14 protein-coding genes are annotated in these 15,245 nt (G+C 40.7%); 11 read left to right on the top strand and 3 right to left on the bottom strand.

The genetic code is table 11. The annotated features are described in order from the left end of the window. Nucleotides 1–124: 124 nt before the first annotated feature. The 8 genes from prmB (at nucleotide 125) to SJY38_RS09420 (ending at nucleotide 7,243) form a co-directional block, all read left to right on the top strand. A complete protein-coding gene (gene prmB, locus SJY38_RS09455) occupies nucleotides 125–1,060 on the top strand; it encodes a 50S ribosomal protein L3 N(5)-glutamine methyltransferase (protein ID WP_286741761.1) in 936 nt (311 codons plus the stop codon). A gap of 58 nt (nucleotides 1,061–1,118) precedes the next feature. Continuing rightward, nucleotides 1,119–2,216, top strand: coding sequence for a chorismate synthase (gene aroC / locus SJY38_RS09450; protein WP_024031890.1), 1,098 nt, complete (start codon nucleotides 1,119–1,121; stop codon nucleotides 2,214–2,216). A 119-nt stretch (nucleotides 2,217–2,335) separates the two neighbouring features. Further along, nucleotides 2,336–2,713: a DUF4112 domain-containing protein gene (locus SJY38_RS09445; RefSeq protein ID WP_273586162.1), complete on the top strand. Its 378-nt coding sequence runs from the start codon at nucleotides 2,336–2,338 to the stop codon at nucleotides 2,711–2,713. Nucleotides 2,714–2,831: 118 nt separating this feature from the next. Then, the gene (locus SJY38_RS09440) at nucleotides 2,832–3,479 is read left to right on the top strand and encodes a glutathione S-transferase family protein (protein WP_138684538.1); all 648 of its coding nucleotides are present in this window, start codon (nucleotides 2,832–2,834) and stop codon (nucleotides 3,477–3,479) included. 101 nt (nucleotides 3,480–3,580) lie between these two features. Continuing rightward, a complete protein-coding gene (locus SJY38_RS09435) occupies nucleotides 3,581–4,135 on the top strand; it encodes an elongation factor P hydroxylase (RefSeq protein WP_054982196.1) in 555 nt (184 codons plus the stop codon). Then, nucleotides 4,125–5,255 (top strand): ATP-NAD kinase family protein, encoded by a 1,131-nt coding sequence (locus SJY38_RS09430; protein WP_273586161.1) that lies wholly within the window; start codon nucleotides 4,125–4,127, stop codon nucleotides 5,253–5,255. Before SJY38_RS09435 ends, SJY38_RS09430 begins: the two co-directional genes overlap by 11 nt. 4 nt (nucleotides 5,256–5,259) lie before the next feature. After that, complete coding sequence (locus tag SJY38_RS09425) at nucleotides 5,260–5,535, top strand: YfcL family protein (protein WP_004587288.1); 276 nt, start codon at nucleotides 5,260–5,262, stop codon at nucleotides 5,533–5,535. A gap of 151 nt (nucleotides 5,536–5,686) precedes the next feature. Next, the gene (locus tag SJY38_RS09420) at nucleotides 5,687–7,243 is read left to right on the top strand and encodes an AbgT family transporter (RefSeq protein WP_377109658.1); all 1,557 of its coding nucleotides are present in this window, start codon (nucleotides 5,687–5,689) and stop codon (nucleotides 7,241–7,243) included. Between the two features lie 80 nt (nucleotides 7,244–7,323). Here SJY38_RS09420 and SJY38_RS09415 read toward each other — a convergent pair whose 3' ends face one another. From SJY38_RS09415 to SJY38_RS09405, 3 genes are all read right to left on the bottom strand, one after another. Continuing rightward, complete coding sequence (locus SJY38_RS09415) at nucleotides 7,324–7,914, bottom strand: hypothetical protein (RefSeq protein WP_286936739.1); 591 nt, start codon at nucleotides 7,912–7,914, stop codon at nucleotides 7,324–7,326. A 132-nt stretch (nucleotides 7,915–8,046) separates the two neighbouring features. Continuing rightward, nucleotides 8,047–9,864, bottom strand: coding sequence for a DEAD/DEAH box helicase (locus SJY38_RS09410; RefSeq protein ID WP_004587284.1), 1,818 nt, complete (start codon nucleotides 9,862–9,864; stop codon nucleotides 8,047–8,049). Between the two features lie 162 nt (nucleotides 9,865–10,026). Then, a complete protein-coding gene (locus tag SJY38_RS09405) occupies nucleotides 10,027–10,290 on the bottom strand; it encodes a GrxA family glutaredoxin (protein ID WP_004587283.1) in 264 nt (87 codons plus the stop codon). A gap of 261 nt (nucleotides 10,291–10,551) precedes the next feature. Between SJY38_RS09405 and SJY38_RS09400 the strand changes: the two genes are divergently transcribed. The 3 genes from SJY38_RS09400 to SJY38_RS09390 are packed head-to-tail and all read left to right on the top strand — an operon-like array spanning nucleotide 10,552 to nucleotide 15,013. Beyond that, entirely contained in the window at nucleotides 10,552–11,583 is a 1,032-nt protein-coding gene (locus SJY38_RS09400) for a response regulator (protein ID WP_289157156.1), read from the top strand. Nucleotides 11,584–11,604: 21 nt separating this feature from the next. Further along, nucleotides 11,605–12,201, top strand: a complete 597-nt coding sequence (locus SJY38_RS09395; RefSeq protein ID WP_024031899.1) for a cysteine hydrolase — start codon at nucleotides 11,605–11,607, stop codon at nucleotides 12,199–12,201. Then, nucleotides 12,194–15,013 carry a PAS domain-containing protein gene (locus SJY38_RS09390; protein ID WP_377109657.1) on the top strand — a complete coding sequence of 940 codons (2,820 nt, stop codon included), beginning with the start codon at nucleotides 12,194–12,196 and terminating at the stop codon, nucleotides 15,011–15,013. The genes SJY38_RS09395 and SJY38_RS09390 overlap by 8 nt, the downstream gene beginning before the upstream one ends. The last annotated feature ends 232 nt before the right edge of the window (nucleotides 15,014–15,245 follow it).

The following is a 15,245-nucleotide window of genomic DNA, read 5'->3' as shown; positions in this document are numbered from 1 at the left end:
AAACGCAGCGCAAAAGGCGGTACAATATAAAGGTGAGGGGCAATTGTAATTTGCTCAGCACAGTTAGGCAATGCAATCGTCGCAAAGACTCAAAACAGTCAGTTAGCTAAAACAGGTAAAAAATATGAGTGATTTACAAATAGAAGAAGCAACACTTGATGAAGCTGTTGCAGAACTGTCAACGTTACATGACTGGTTACGCTGGACTACAAGCCAATTTGCAAGTAGTGGAATATTTTTTGGACATGGCACAGATAACGCGTGGGATGAAGCAGTTAGCTTATTACTGCCTGCGCTAAGTTTACCTATTGATGCCCCCAAAGAGTTAATGCATGCGCGGTTAACAAGCACAGAAAAAAACCGCCTAGCAGGGTTAATCGCAGAGCGTATAAATGACTGCACTCCGGTTCCTTATTTAACAAACATTGCTTGGTTTGCGGGCATGCCATTTTATGTCGATGAGCGTGTGCTTATTCCGCGCTCGCCGTTTGCTGAACTTATTGCTAATAAGTTTTCACCGTGGCTTGAGCAGCCGCAAAGCGTTAACCGTATTTTAGATTTATGCACAGGCTCTGCTTGTATTGCTATTGCGCTTGCTCAGGCGTTTGAAACGGCGCAAGTAGATGCGGTTGATATTTCGTATGAAGCGCTTGAAGTAGCAGATATAAACATAAACGACTATATGCTAATTGACCGCGTACTGCCTATTCAGTCAGATGTATTTAGTGGTGTACCAGGGCAAAAGTATGACCTAATAGTAGCCAACCCACCGTATGTTGATGCTGAGGACATGGCTGATTTACCACGAGAATTTCATCATGAGCCTGAGCTTGGTTTAGCATCTGGGCATGATGGCTTAGACGTTACCCGTACTATTTTAGAGCATGCTAGCAATCATCTAACTGATAACGGTTTGTTATTTGTAGAAGTTGGTAACTCTATGGTACATATGGATGCTTTGTATCCGGGCGCACCATTTGAGTGGGTTGAGTTTGAGCAAGGCGGCTTAGGTGTATTTGTAATAAGCAAAGCACAGCTTGATACGTATTTTGCAAAATAAATTTTAGGCCGAGCGTATGCTCGGCAACTTTTGTAGTCATTAGGAATGAGGAAAGTTAATGGCAGGTAATAGCATAGGGCAGTTGTTTAAAGTGTCCACCTTTGGTGAGAGCCACGGCGTTGCCCTAGGCGGTGTTGTAGATGGTACTCCCGCAGGCCTTGAGATCACAGAGGCTGACTTACAAATTGATTTAGACCGTCGTAAACCTGGGCAAAGCCGCTATACAACGCAGCGCCGAGAAGACGATCAAATAAAAATTCTTTCAGGCGTTTTTGAAGGTAAAACCACAGGCACAAGTATTGGTTTACTTATCGAAAATACCGATCAACGCTCAAAAGACTACGGTAAAATTAAAGATGTGTTTCGCCCAGGTCATGGCGATTACACTTACTGGCACAAATACGGCCTGCGCGATTATCGCGGCGGTGGTCGCTCTTCTGCGCGTGAAACCGCAATTCGTGTAGCGGCAGGCGCAATTGCTAAAAAATACTTAAAGCAGTTTCATGGTATTGAAGTAAAAGCATGTTTAAGCCAACTTGGGCCAATAAAAGCCGAAAGTTACGACTGGGATGAAGTTGAAAACAACTTATTCTTTTTCCCTGATGCAAGTAAGCTAGAAGCGCTTGATGAGTACATGCGAGACCTTAAAAAGCAAGGTGACTCAGTGGGCGCTAAAGTAAAAGTAGTGGCTAGCAACGTACCGGTAGGATTAGGCGAGCCTGTATTTGATAGGCTAGATGCTGAAATTGCGCATTCACTAATGAGCATTAATGCCGTTAAAGGTGTAGAAATTGGCGATGGCTTTGATGTGGTAGAGCAAAAAGGCTCAGAGCATCGTGATGAGTTAACCCCAGAAGGCTTTACCTCAAACCACGCGGGTGGCGTACTTGCTGGTATTTCTACAGGGCAAGATATCATCGCTTCAATTGCGCTTAAGCCTACATCAAGTATCACTATTCCAGGTAAAAGTATTAATACTGAAAACGAAGCAGTAGAGATGATCACCAAAGGGCGCCACGATCCGTGTGTTGGTATTCGTGCAATTCCTATTGCTGAGGCAATGATGGCTATTACCTTAATGGACCATTTACTGCGCCAGCGCGGGCAAAACCCACATGTTAACCACGAACATGGACCAATTAACGGCTCTGTTTAACCGTTAATATTTTAAAAAAGCGCGGAGTACCGCGTTTTTTTGTGCCTGTAATTTGCTTTTAAGCCTTTCAGGGGTTGTTCAAGTTTGCGCTATATACTGTTTTAAGGAGGAGAGTAATCATGAACAATAATAAGCACGATAACACACACCTTGAAACCCAAGCTGCTATAGCAAGGCTAGAGCGCTTTAGTAAGCTTACAGACAGCAGCATTGGTATCCCTTTTACTAAATTTAATATTGGCTTAGAGGCTGTGATTGGTTTAATACCCGCTATAGGTGATGCCGCAGGGCTTATTTTATCAAGCTATGTACTGGTAGAGGCGCAGCGTTTGGGCGTAAGTAAACGCATAAAAACGAAGATGATCATTAATATGCTGATTGATTTTGTAGGCGGCTTAGTTCCATTTTTTGGCGATATATTTGATGCTTTTTTTAAAGCCAACACCCGCAATACCCGTTTATTAAAAAAACATTTAAATGCGCAGTTAGCTAATTGATAGTAATACTGTTTTTTTAGAGGCTTTAAATTTAACATTAAGAATAAAAAACAAAGTGTTGTTGGTTGTTTAATCACCTAGTAAGGTAGGGAAGCCTATTCACTTTGGTATATACAAAATGCAATTATTTATCGGTAATAAAAACTATTCTAGCTGGTCATTACGCGCATGGTATTTAATGAGTAAATTTGATGTCCCGTTTGACGAAACCCAGCTTGTGCTCGACACCAGTGACTTTTACGACGAACTAAAACAACACTTCCACGTTCAAAAAGTGCCGGCGTTAATTGATGGTGATTTGCAAGTGTGGGACTCGCTCGCAATTTGTGAATATATTAACGATGCCCATTTATCGGGAGCAGGGTGGCCTAAATATATTACTCAGCGAGCTACAGCGCGCGCATTAAGCGCTGAAATGCATGCCGGCTTTATGGCACTGAGAAACGAAATGCCGATGAATATAAGAGCCACACGTAAAGTAACGCTTTCAAGTGCTGCACTAAAAGATATTCAACGTATTGATGAGATATTTGCTCAGCAGCAAGATATGTTTCCTAATGAATGGTTTTTTGGCGACTTTAGTATTGCCGATGCGATGTACGCCCCCATTGTACTTCGTTTAAAAACGTATCAGATTACCTTATCCCCAGCGGCGCAGCAGTATTGTGATTTTGTGATGCGTTGCCCTGTTTTGCAAAAGTGGATAACCCAAGCACTTACAGAAACCGATATAGTGCAGTGCGATGAGGCGGGAGTAGAGGTATAACTCGCTCATCACTTTTACTTTAAAGGTAAAAGCCCGTACAATTCGTCTCGTTTTTAGTGCGCTAATTTTGCGCTGTAACCGAGACGAATTAATCAGTTTTTATGCATCACATAGCCGATCTTATATCTATTTTCGATAGTGTTTTTTATCAAAGCCATAACACTCGCTTAGTAAAAGGCGATGATGAGCCTGTTTATCTACCTGCCAATAATACCCATGGTTTTAATCAAATTGTATTTGCACACGGCTTTTACGCCAGTGCCCTACATGAAATAGCGCATTGGTTAGTGGCTGGCAATAAACGCAGAGAGCTTGAAGATTATGGGTATTGGTACTGCCCAGATGGGCGAGATAAACACCAGCAGGCTGAATTTGAAAACGTAGAAATAAAACCACAAGCCATAGAGTGGCTGCTCAGCACCGCTGCTGGCTTTGATTTTAATGTGTCGGTAGATAACTTGAACGGTGAGCAAACTTGCCGGTTTGACTTTCAGGCGCGAGTACACCAGCAAGTATTAATGTTATTAGAGCAGGGAGTTAACGCACGTACCCATGCATTATTAAAAGCGTTAAGTGATTTTTATAAAACACCGTGGCCGTTAACTGCTCAGCAATTTAATTGGCAACACCCTCAGGAGTTACAAAATGCAGTTTAAGTTAGGCTTAATTATTAACCCTGTTGCAGGACTTGGTGGCAGCGTTGCTTTAAAAGGCAGTGATGGCGAAAACACTGCTGCAAAGGCAATTGAGCTGGGTGCGCAAGCCAAAGCTAACAGCCGCACACAGGCAGCCCTGGAAGTACTTGTACCCTATAAAGAGCAGTTAACAATTTATACTGTAAATGGTGATATGGGCGAAAAAGCAGCACGCGCACTAGGCTTCAATGTTGAAGTAATTTATACCGCCAATACCGTAACAAGCGCCGATGATACAGAGGCTAGCGCTAAACTACTTAAAAATTTAGGCGTAGATTTAGTCCTGTTTGCTGGTGGCGATGGTACTGCGCGCAATATTTGTCATGCCATAGAAGATACCGTACCAGTGCTGGGTATACCTGCTGGCTGTAAAATCCACTCTGGCGTGTATGCAATTACACCTAAAGCAGCAGGGCGCGTAGTAGAAATGCTAGTAAAAGGCGAGCTAGTTACACTTACAGATGCCGATGTAATGGATATTGATGAAGAGGCGTTTAGGCAAGGCACCGTAAAAGCTAAGCGCTACGGTGAAATGCAAATACCAAGCGAAGTACGTTATGTACAAGCGGTTAAAAATGGTGGTAAAGAAACAGACGAATTAGTACTTGCCGACATTGCAGCGCATGTAGTGAGCGAAATGGATGAAGACACTTATTACATTATGGGTAGTGGCTCAACTGTTGAAGCAATAATGCAAGAAATGGGGCTAGATAATACTTTATTAGGCGTAGATTTAATTAAAGATCAAACCCTAGTTGCGCAAGACTTAACTGCTAAACAGCTACTTGAGTACACGCACGGGCAAGCTACTCAATTAGTTATTACATTAATAGGCGGGCAAGGCCATATTTTTGGTCGAGGGAATCAGCAGCTAAGCCCTGAGCTTATTCGCACCATTGGCAAAGAAAACATTATTGTGGTGGCAACTAAAACCAAATTACACGCGTTGAACGGGCGTCCACTTATTTGTGACACCGGCGACAGCGCTTTAGATGATGAATTAACAGGTTACATTAAAGTAACCACCGGCTATAACGACCATATTATGTATGCTGTCGGTTATGAAAACCAGGAGAAGTAACACAATGAGTTTAGTGAATTATATTGATGCTGCGCAGCAATACTTTGATGATTTAGTAATTAAAGCAACAGATGATGAGCTGTTCGCTGGTGGTTACTTGCGCGGACATTACGACCTTGCAGTAGGTTATGCAGAAGTAGAAGAGCTGACAATTTCTATTGATGAGCTCAACGAAACCGTGGAACAAAGCTTAGTAAAAGCATACCGCAATGGCGAGCTAAACGAAGAAGATAAAACCTTGGTTGTTAGGCTTTGGGAAGAAGTGAAAGCCCTCGCTTAACCAATGTTTAGTTCACAATTATAAAAACGCGGCGACGATAACGAAGCCGCGTTTTTTTATGCTCTATTTGTGCCCATAATAGATTTATTAGTTAATTTACTGTTACACATTAATAGTATATTGTTACTTAAACCTATTTTGGGAGCTTTAAATGAACAATAATAATCAAGCTGCGATACCTACAGGGTTAATCGCGCGTTTTTTAAACTTTGTGGAGCGAGTTGGTAACAAACTTCCCGATCCGGCGATTATTTTCTTATTCGCTATGTTACTTATTTGGTTGTGCTCGTGGTTACTGTCGGGGGTGAGCTTTGACGCGTTAGACCCACGGACAGGCCAAGCCATTGTTGTAAATAACCTATTAGAGGGCGACTCACTCGCCTCATTTTTATCTTCTATGGTAAAAACCTTTACAGGCTTTGCACCGCTAGGGGTGGTACTGGTTGCCATGTTAGGTGTGGGAGTGGCTGAGCACTCAGGTTATATCAATACAGGCCTTAAGCTAATGCTTAAAGTTACCCCAAGGCAACTGCTAACCCCTTCAGTCATTTTGGTAGCTATTGTAAGCCATACAGCAACCGATGCTGGCTACGTATTAGTGATCCCATTAGCGGGTGTTATTTTCTTTGCCGCAGGGCGACACCCATTAGCGGGTATTGCAGCCGCATTTGCTGGTGTGAGTGGTGGATTTGGCGCTAACTTTATCCCATCAGGAATAGACCCATTACTGCAAAGCTTTACCCAAAGTGCGGCGCAAATTATTAACCCCGATATGTCGATTAACCCCCTTAATAACTGGGCGTTCACTTCTGCCTCGAGTTTATTTATTGTGTTATTAGGCTGGTATATCACTGATAAAATAATAGAGCCTCGGTTAAAAAACACAGCACTTAATGAAGACACCCAAAACTTACCCGCGTTTGATGAAGCTAAAAGTGATGAAAAACGTGCTTTTTTTATAGCCAGTAGCGTAATGATTGCAGGACTTGCTTTACTTGCATTCGTATCCGCTCCTGCCGATTCAGCAATGCGCAGTGCCGATGGCTCACTAACTAATTTTAGATCGCCCCTGATGCAATCTATCGTGCCTTTAATCTTTTTATTATTTTGGATACCCGGTGCCGTGTATGGTTTTACCGTTGGTACCTTTAAAACCTCAAAAGATATGATAGATGCGATGAGTACCGCGATGAGTGGCATGGCCTATTACATTGTAATGGCGTTCTTTTGTGCGTTGTTTATTGCTGCGTTTTCTAAGTCTAACTTAGGGGCATTAATGGCCATTGAAGGGGCGCAGCTTTTAAAAGCAATGGAGTTACCCAGCGCCGTAACGGTTGTGGGTATTATATTTTTAACCGGCTTTGTAAACTTGTTCGTTGGCTCAAGCTCAGCAAAATGGGCATTACTGGGACCTATTTTTGTACCAATGTTAATGCAACTAGGTATATCACCCGATTTAACCCAAGCGGCTTACAGAATCGGAGACTCTAGCTCAAACATTATTACCCCACTTATGCCGTATTTCCCATTGGTTGTGGTGTACTGCCAAAAGTACGTAAAAGATACTGGTATAGGCACGCTCATCGCGCTTATGATCCCTTACTCAATCGCGTTTATGATTGGCTGGAGTATTTTCTTGCTAGGGTATTGGGCACTCGGTATTCCGTTAGGGTTAGATGCGAGTTACGTTTATCCGGCGTTACCTTAACTTAAACCTTAATTTATGAACCTCACTCACTTGAGTGAGGTTTTTATATAAAATTGCTGCAATGTAAAAAGAAGTTTTAATTACCTTTCTAATTCTCTCACTATATAGCCAAACAAACTGGCCTCACCAACAATATACACATAATCGTTTTTGTTATTCATTATTGTAGATTTATCGTCGTACCATCTAAAATCGTGCGTTTTGTTAGTTGTAGGGTCTTTAAAGTATAAACGAGTACAACTATCTTCATAATCAGACCCACATTCTTGTACATCAGTGAGGATATATTCCTTATACCAATAATCGCCTTGCGTGTAGTAAGCCCATAACTCAATGGGGGCAGAGAGTAAAAAATAGAGAGTTGCATAGATTAACAAAGGGAGTAATGGGTAGATGAAGATTAATGATAACTTCATTTTTGTATCTGAAAAGCTATCTTTAAGGTGCTCTCTATAGTCACTGCAACGTCTATATTTTTTGATTACAAGTACATGGAGATAGATAAATGATGCCCCGCAAAAAATAGGAAGCGCTATATAAAAAATAGCCTCATAAATTTTATTTTCGATAAATGGCGGGTCGGTAAAATCCATTAACATAAGCATGGCAATGCTCAGTATTGGAAAGCTTATTATTGCTGCAAAGAGCAAGTTGTCATAATATTTTTTCAATTTTAATTCATCCGTGAATTATAGTTTTTTCTTAGTTTACAGAATTTTTATTTTTTACAAAAGCAGTGGCTTTAAAACAAAAAAACCTTGGCACTTTCGTGGCAAGGTTTTTTATAACGTAAGCTATAAAGCCTAGTTAGATGTGAAGCTCACAGGGCGACGTTCTTTACGAGGACCGCCACGCTTATCACCGCGTTGGTTGTCTTTGTTAAAGCTACGCTTTTTATCACCACTTGGGCGCTCAGCGCGTTCACCACGTGGCTCAGCTGGGCCTTGATCTTGTGTTAGTGTCATACCCATTGGGCGTTTACAAATAAACACTTTTTGGAAGTGATCAAGTACATCTTTAGGCATGTTTTGCGGTAATTGTACCGTACTGTGACTGTCGTGTAGACGAATGTCACCAATAAACTTGCTTGAGATATCAGCTTCGTTAGCAATCGCGCCAACAATGTTTTTAACCTGTACACCGTGCTCACGACCCACTTCGATACGGTAAGTATCCATAGGGCCTGCATCGCGGCTGTTACGCTCGCGAGGTTTACGCTCAGGGCGGTCACCACGTTCGTTACGACGACGGTCATTACGATCGCCACGCTCGTTACGTGTATTACGCTCGTTGCGAGGTTGAATCTTAACTTCTTCAACTTTAATTGGCGACTGTTGCTGTGCTAAACACAGTAATGCACCCGCTAGGTCTTCTAAAGATAAGTCTAGTTTTTGTGCCATGCTAGCAGCAACTTCATTGAAGAACGTAATGTCTTTGTTTTCAAGAGCAAGCGTAAGCTTTTCTTTTAAAGCATTAATACGTTTTTCTTCAACTACTTTAGCTGTAGGTAGCTCAACCTGTGCAATTTCAGACTTAGTATGACGAATGATATTTTTAAGTAAATAACGTTCGTTATGCTTAACAAATAAAATTGCTTTACCAGTACGACCAGCACGACCTGTTCGGCCGATACGGTGAACGTAGGCTTCTGAGTCTTGTGGAATATCGTAGTTGATAACTAAGCTTAAACGGTCTACATCAAGACCACGTGCTGCTACGTCTGTTGCAATAACAACGTTTAGCATACCGCTTTTTAAGCGATCTACCGTGCGTTCACGTGCTTGCTGGTTCATGTCACCATTAAGTGGCGCAGCAGAGAAACCTTCGCGCTCTAGTAACTCAGCAAGTTGCACTGTGTCGTTACGTGTACGTACGAAAACAATAGCACCTTCGTATTGCTCTGCTTCTAAGAAACGAACAATGGCTTTGTTTTTATGTACGTGTGCATTCCAAAACACTTGCTCAACAGATGATACAGTTGAGTTACGCGCAGAAATATGAACCTGTTCAGGGTTATTCATATATTTGCTGCTGATGTTTTGAATTTGCTTAGGCATGGTCGCAGAGAAAAGACATGTTTGCTTTTCGCGCGGTGTTTTTTCCATGATGTTTTCAACATCATCGATAAAGCCCATACGTAACATTTCATCGGCTTCATCAAGTACAAGTGCTTGTAAAGCATCAAACTTGATAGTGCCACGGTTTATGTGATCGATTAATCGACCCGGAGTAGCAACAATAATTTGTGCGCCACGACGAAGTGCGCTTAATTGAATGCTGTAGCTTTGGCCACCGTACAGTGCTAATACTTCAACACCACGAGTACCTTTTGCATATTGTTCAAATGCCTCAGCAACTTGGATCGCAAGCTCACGTGTTGGTGTGAGTACAAGGATCTGTGGCTGTTTCACAGACGGGTCAATATTGTTTAGTAACGGCAGTGCAAATGCTGCAGTTTTACCTGTACCCGTTTGTGCTAGTCCCAGTACGTCCTTTCTTTCTAGCAATAACGGTATACATTGAGCTTGGATTTCAGATGGTGTCTTGTAACCCAACTCTTCAACTGCCTTTAAAATTGCAGGAGAAAGATTTAGAGATTCAAACGTGACTGGTTCTGACATTAATACGCCTCAACGAATTTAAAGAGGCGCGCATTGTATAGGAAATACGAGGCAATTGCTTGTATAAATTACAACTAATTTGTATGTGGTTGATGTTGGTCGAAATTTAACCAGTTTAAGTTTTTGATTTTTTAAACTGGTTAACAAGCTATATACAAAGCGTTATTTATATAGGCCTAGATTTTCTTTTGCGTAGGCTTCAAATTCAGTAAATCCACCAATGTGGGTTTGATCTACAAAAATTTGTGGCACAGTTGGGCATGGTTTTCCTGCAGACTTTTCTAAATCCGCTTTGCTAATGCCTTCTTTGATAATATCGATGTAACGAAACTTAAAATCATCACGCTCATTTGATAGTTGCTCGGCAACATCTTTAGCACGTACACAAAATGGGCAGCCTTCGCGGCCAAAAATTACTGTAAGCATAATACTCTCCTCAATTTAGTTGGGTTCATATTAAACGATTAATTAATAATTTAAAGCGCAAAAAATCGATTGGTTAATTCTGTTTTACTGTTAACTCGCTTAATTACTCATTTGCCATGCATTTTGAATTGCAATTTGCAAAAGCGCATTTATGCAAAGGATGTGTAATTTTTAAATCTAATGAATTCATCGTATTAGTAAAGACGCTGCAAGTGGCATGTAAATTGATATTTAACTACAGAGCCATTCTTATTAGGAACGATGATGAGTAATAACAGCCATGTTTTAGAAATTATTCAAGGGGTAATTGCCCGCTTTTGCAAAGCAGACAACACAAATGTGGCAATTACACTCATCAACAAATTACAGTGTAATTATATTTGTTTACAGGTGTCTCCTGAGCAAATGATTATCCAGTGTGAAGCGTTTATTTTACCTTCGCTAAAAGCCGCTAAAAGCCATTTTGTGCTAACAGTAGAGGCCAATTTACAGGGTATTAATTTAAATTACTGGGTAGATTCGAATCCTGAAATGCACACCATTGATATACACGGTTTACTTGCAACCCGTGAGCCAATTTCATCGGTAGATACAAACAAAGAGTTTATTAGCGCAGCCAATAGTAAAGACGACTTAGAGCAAAGCATTCATTACCTAGTTAATTTAAGTGCGCAAAACTATGGTTTAAAACTCGCCGACAGCAACCACACCAACGCTTTAAAAATTGAAGATTCGCGTCACCTATCTGCAGAGCAACTTGCGAGTAACTTTTTAAATAATGGGGCGTCTCAGAGTATAAAAATTTGCGCATTTGATGCGCTCAGTGAGCTGCAAAGCCATCACGCTATTTCTCAACCTGTATTGGCGTGGCCGTTTTTTGATACTGACTTAGTTAATGCGGTTAATAATTTAAATACCCACAGCAAATTATCTGTATTGGTTGCTGATGACAGCTTGCCAAGCCAAGTTGCGACCAAAGTCATGCTTGAAATGCTTGGCTGCGCAGTAACCTGTGCAGAAAATGGCTCAAGTGCCTTACTTATTGCCCAGCAAGAACCTTTCGATTTACTGCTGTTAGATGAGCGTATGCCAGGTATGTTTGGCAGTGATGTGGCTCAGCAGCTCATTAAACAAAACACCCCAAACGATAACACGCCAAAAGTTATTTTAACGGGCATTACTGAGGAGCAACAAATTGCTCAGTTGTTCGAAAAAGGGGTGACGCACTATCTTCAAAAACCGGTAACAAAAGCTGTATTAGAAGAGTTTATTAAGCCTTGGCAAGCTGCCTAAAGGCCCGTTTAGGAGGACGTTATGAACGATTTATCAAAAACAGCTTTGCTGCTCATTGGTTTTCAAAATGATTACTTTTCGCCTGATGGCATTTTATACCAAGTGGTTGAAGAGTCATCAAGAGTAACCGGCGTGGTAAATAACACGTTAGCGCTGCTCGACAAATACATAGATAAATTTGCATTAGTGCTCAGTACGCCTATTCACTTTACACAAGATTATAGCGAGCTTAAAAACCCAATTGGTATTTTAAAAGTGATTGCCGAAGTAGGGGCTTTTAAAGCCGACTCTTATGGTGCTCAAGGCATTAAAGAATTTGATAAATATGGCAAACGTATTATGCAAATACCCGGTAAACGCGGATTAAATGCGTTTACTCATACAGAGCTTGCAAATGTGCTTAATAAAAATGGCATCAATAACATTGTTTTAGCAGGCACGGTGACCTCTATTTGCATTGACTCTACGGCGCGTTCAGCGGTAGAGCTTGGCTTTAATGTGACGGTACTTAATGACTGTACATCAAGCAGAACGCCGTTTGAGCAATCATTTTACTGTGAAGAGGTTTTTCCACTTTATGCCAAGGTGTGCAGCCATACAGAATTAGTAAATGAATGAGGCGCATATGGAAGAAAAAGACGAGCTACAAGTACAAGTTCATTACGCGCTAATAGAGCAGCTTTCTGCAAATACCCGCAGGCAAACTAAGTTACTTGCCTTACTTGATGAATGTGTATTTGAATGTGATAAACATTTAGTGTTTAGCTACGTGAACGAAGCATGGCTTAATAAGTTGGGTTTTACGCCGGCCATGCTAATAGGTAAAAAAATCACATCACTGTTAGAGACCAAAGATTCGTTAAAGCTGTCAGCGTATATTGAGTCTATTTTTGAAGGCGTTTTTAGTGCCAGTATAGAGCTGCAAGTAAAAAATAATGACGGCCTTACTAACTGGTTTGAAATGCGCTTGGCCTGCGACGATAGCGGCGGGTTTATTGGCTCGTTACACGACATTCAACGACATAAAGATTACCAATACTTACTCACCCAGCAACAAGAGTACGCTAAGCGACTTTCTTTAGTGGCAAGCCACACCAATAATTTAGTTATAATTACCGACCGATTTGGCAAAATAGAATGGGTTAATAAAAGCTTTGAAACGCTTACTAGTTATAAATGTGAAGAAGTCATCGGGCTTAGCCCCGGTAAACTGTTGCAAGGGCCTAAAACAAGCCTAGAGTCGCGCCAGTTAATGGCTAAAGCGATTAAAAATGCCGAGCCTTTTCAAATAGAAACCGTTAATTATGATAAAAATAAAAACGAATACTGGGTTGCTATTGATGCTACCCCTGTAAAAGATGATGACGGTAATGTTAAGCATTTTATAGCCATAGAAACCAACATTACCCAGCGTGTAAAAGCTGAACAAGCCATGGCTGAAATAGAATATAACTACCACTCTGTGGTCGATAACATCCCTGATATTGTATTGAGGTTAGATGCGCAGGGCGGGTTATTATTTATGAACAAAGCATGGCAAGATTTTTTCCAAACAGACATAAATAAACACCTTGGCTTACCCATTGCTAATTTTGTAATGGGTGAGGATGTGGAAAAGCTAAACACAGCTCTTACAGGCTACAGTAATGGCAATCGAGAAGTTAAACGTTTGGATATTAGGTTAACCAACGCGCTTAATGAGCCAAATTGGGTTGAAATGACCCTCACACCCATTACCTCATTTAATGGCACACACTTAACGTCTATAGCGGCGACCGTGGTTGATATTCAAGAACGTGTGATAGCTGAACAAATACTCTTAGATGCTAAGCACCAGGCTGAATCGTTGGCTGAGTCTAAAAGTCGCTTTATGGCCAATATAAGCCATGAAATACGCACACCTTTAAATGCAGTGATTGGCTGTGCAGATATCTTACACGACACGGGTCTCACAACAGATCAAAAACGTTACACCCAAATGATTAAAACAAGTTCAGATGCATTATTGAGTATTTTAGATGATGTGCTGACCTACTCACGCTTTGAAGCGCAAGCAATCTCAATAGATAATCAGCCATTCAGCCTCGACATTTGCTTAGAAGAGGCTATTGATATTGTAAGTGAAAGCGCCGTGCAAAAAGGCCTCGAACTTATTTTTGATCTGCACCCTGATGTTCCTGCGCAGGTGGTGGGCGATCACGGTCGTATAAGGCAAATTGCAATAAATTTACTCTCAAATGCTATTAAGTTTACTCAAAAGGGTTCACTTATAGTGACAGCACAGTGTGTTGAGTTTGAAAATAATAAATTTACGTTGCAGCTTAGCTTTAAAGATACAGGAATAGGCATTGCGCAAAACAAGCTCGAGAGTATGTTTAAGCCGTTTATACAATCGGATAACTCTATCACTCGGGAATATGGCGGCAGTGGCTTAGGTTTAGCCATATGTAAGCAAATATGTGATGCTGCAGGGGGCAGCATTACTGTTAACTCGCAGTTTGGTAAAGGGAGTGAGTTTATTGTGAATTACCCTTTATTAATAGATACAAGCGAGCAGGTGCAAAGAGAAGGCTTTTCAGCCAGAACTAAAAAGCCCTATGTGTGTGTGATTAGTAAAAACTTGCAATTAAACACGGCGATAGAGCATATGCTTACTCGCCATTCGATAGGTTTTTCACGCCTTGAAAACATCGAAAAGCTAGACAGTATCGATACGCCCGACGCTATTGTTACCACTAACAAAGCCGATTTAGACGCAGCGCAACAATTTTTAAAAAGTTACAAAAGCCTAAATAAACCGTGTTTATTACTCATAGACCTACTGGGTAAAAACCAAAAAACAGAGGCGCCGAGCTCTGGTATGTTGATGTTTAATGGGCCTTTTAAGCCCTCGCATTTACCCAGAGCGATTGCTGCGCTTGAGGAAGAGCTTTTTCATCTTGATATTATTTTTACTAATAAAAAAGAAACCACACTAAACACAGCCACTATTAATGCTCAGCCATTTAAAGGTACGCACGTACTCGTGGTTGAAGACAATAAAAATAACCAAATTGTGATTCAGCAATTTTTAGAGCAGCAAGGGTGCTTAGTTAAAATAGCCAGTAATGGGCAAGAGGCGATTGAAAAAGTTAAAACGCAAACAATAGATTTAATATTTATGGATATTCAGATGCCAATTTTAGACGGTATTTCTGCCACTAAAAAAATCAGAGAGTTAGCTATTGTCACCCCTATTATAGCGTTAACAGCGAATGCGATTCATGGTGATAAAGAGCGTTTTATTAAAGCAGGAATGAATGACTATTTAGCTAAACCAATTATTAGCGAAAAACTCAATTTGCTCTTAAATCAATACTTACCAAAACTTAATGACGCTAAACACTCTAAGTTAGAGCGCATTAACGAAATTTGGTCATTATTAAAGTAACAAGCAATGCAACCGTGCTTTTAGGTAAATAGTTATAGATGGCCTTAAGGTATTTATGATTAAAGTTTTTAGTTGTTAAGTAAACAAACATAAATAGTGGGTTTAGCAAAAATTTAACCTCAAAAGGTTAAAATTGACTGTTTTCTCAAAAAAAGCGATGGCATTGAGTAATGCGTAGTCAATTACTTTTACTGCCTAAAAAGCCTTAATGTATTAAGCAAAACTGTAAATA

Origin of the sequence: Pseudoalteromonas sp. R86517, from assembly GCF_042466295.1 — a bacterium.
Classification (GTDB): Bacteria; Pseudomonadota; Gammaproteobacteria; order Enterobacterales; family Alteromonadaceae; genus Pseudoalteromonas; species Pseudoalteromonas atlantica.
Note: the sequence above shows the minus strand (reverse complement) of the source record. Positions and strands in the feature narration are given on the sequence as shown.

Bases quoted from the DNA above. Each gene is read 5' to 3' on its own strand.
- prmB (WP_286741761.1), top strand. From the start codon at position 125: ATGAGTGATTTACAAATAGAAGAAGCAACACTTGATGAAGCTGTTGCA.
- aroC (WP_024031890.1), top strand. From the start codon at position 1,119: ATGGCAGGTAATAGCATAGGGCAGTTGTTTAAAGTGTCCACCTTTGGT.
- SJY38_RS09445 (WP_273586162.1), top strand. From the start codon at position 2,336: ATGAACAATAATAAGCACGATAACACACACCTTGAAACCCAAGCTGCT.
- SJY38_RS09440 (WP_138684538.1), top strand. From the start codon at position 2,832: ATGCAATTATTTATCGGTAATAAAAACTATTCTAGCTGGTCATTACGC.
- SJY38_RS09435 (WP_054982196.1), top strand. From the start codon at position 3,581: ATGCATCACATAGCCGATCTTATATCTATTTTCGATAGTGTTTTTTAT.
- SJY38_RS09430 (WP_273586161.1), top strand. From the start codon at position 4,125: ATGCAGTTTAAGTTAGGCTTAATTATTAACCCTGTTGCAGGACTTGGT.
- SJY38_RS09425 (WP_004587288.1), top strand. From the start codon at position 5,260: ATGAGTTTAGTGAATTATATTGATGCTGCGCAGCAATACTTTGATGAT.
- SJY38_RS09420 (WP_377109658.1), top strand. From the start codon at position 5,687: ATGAACAATAATAATCAAGCTGCGATACCTACAGGGTTAATCGCGCGT.
- SJY38_RS09410 (WP_004587284.1), bottom strand. From the start codon at position 9,864: ATGTCAGAACCAGTCACGTTTGAATCTCTAAATCTTTCTCCTGCAATT.
- SJY38_RS09405 (WP_004587283.1), bottom strand. From the start codon at position 10,290: ATGCTTACAGTAATTTTTGGCCGCGAAGGCTGCCCATTTTGTGTACGT.
- SJY38_RS09400 (WP_289157156.1), top strand. From the start codon at position 10,552: ATGATGAGTAATAACAGCCATGTTTTAGAAATTATTCAAGGGGTAATT.
- SJY38_RS09395 (WP_024031899.1), top strand. From the start codon at position 11,605: ATGAACGATTTATCAAAAACAGCTTTGCTGCTCATTGGTTTTCAAAAT.
- SJY38_RS09390 (WP_377109657.1), top strand. From the start codon at position 12,194: ATGAATGAGGCGCATATGGAAGAAAAAGACGAGCTACAAGTACAAGTT.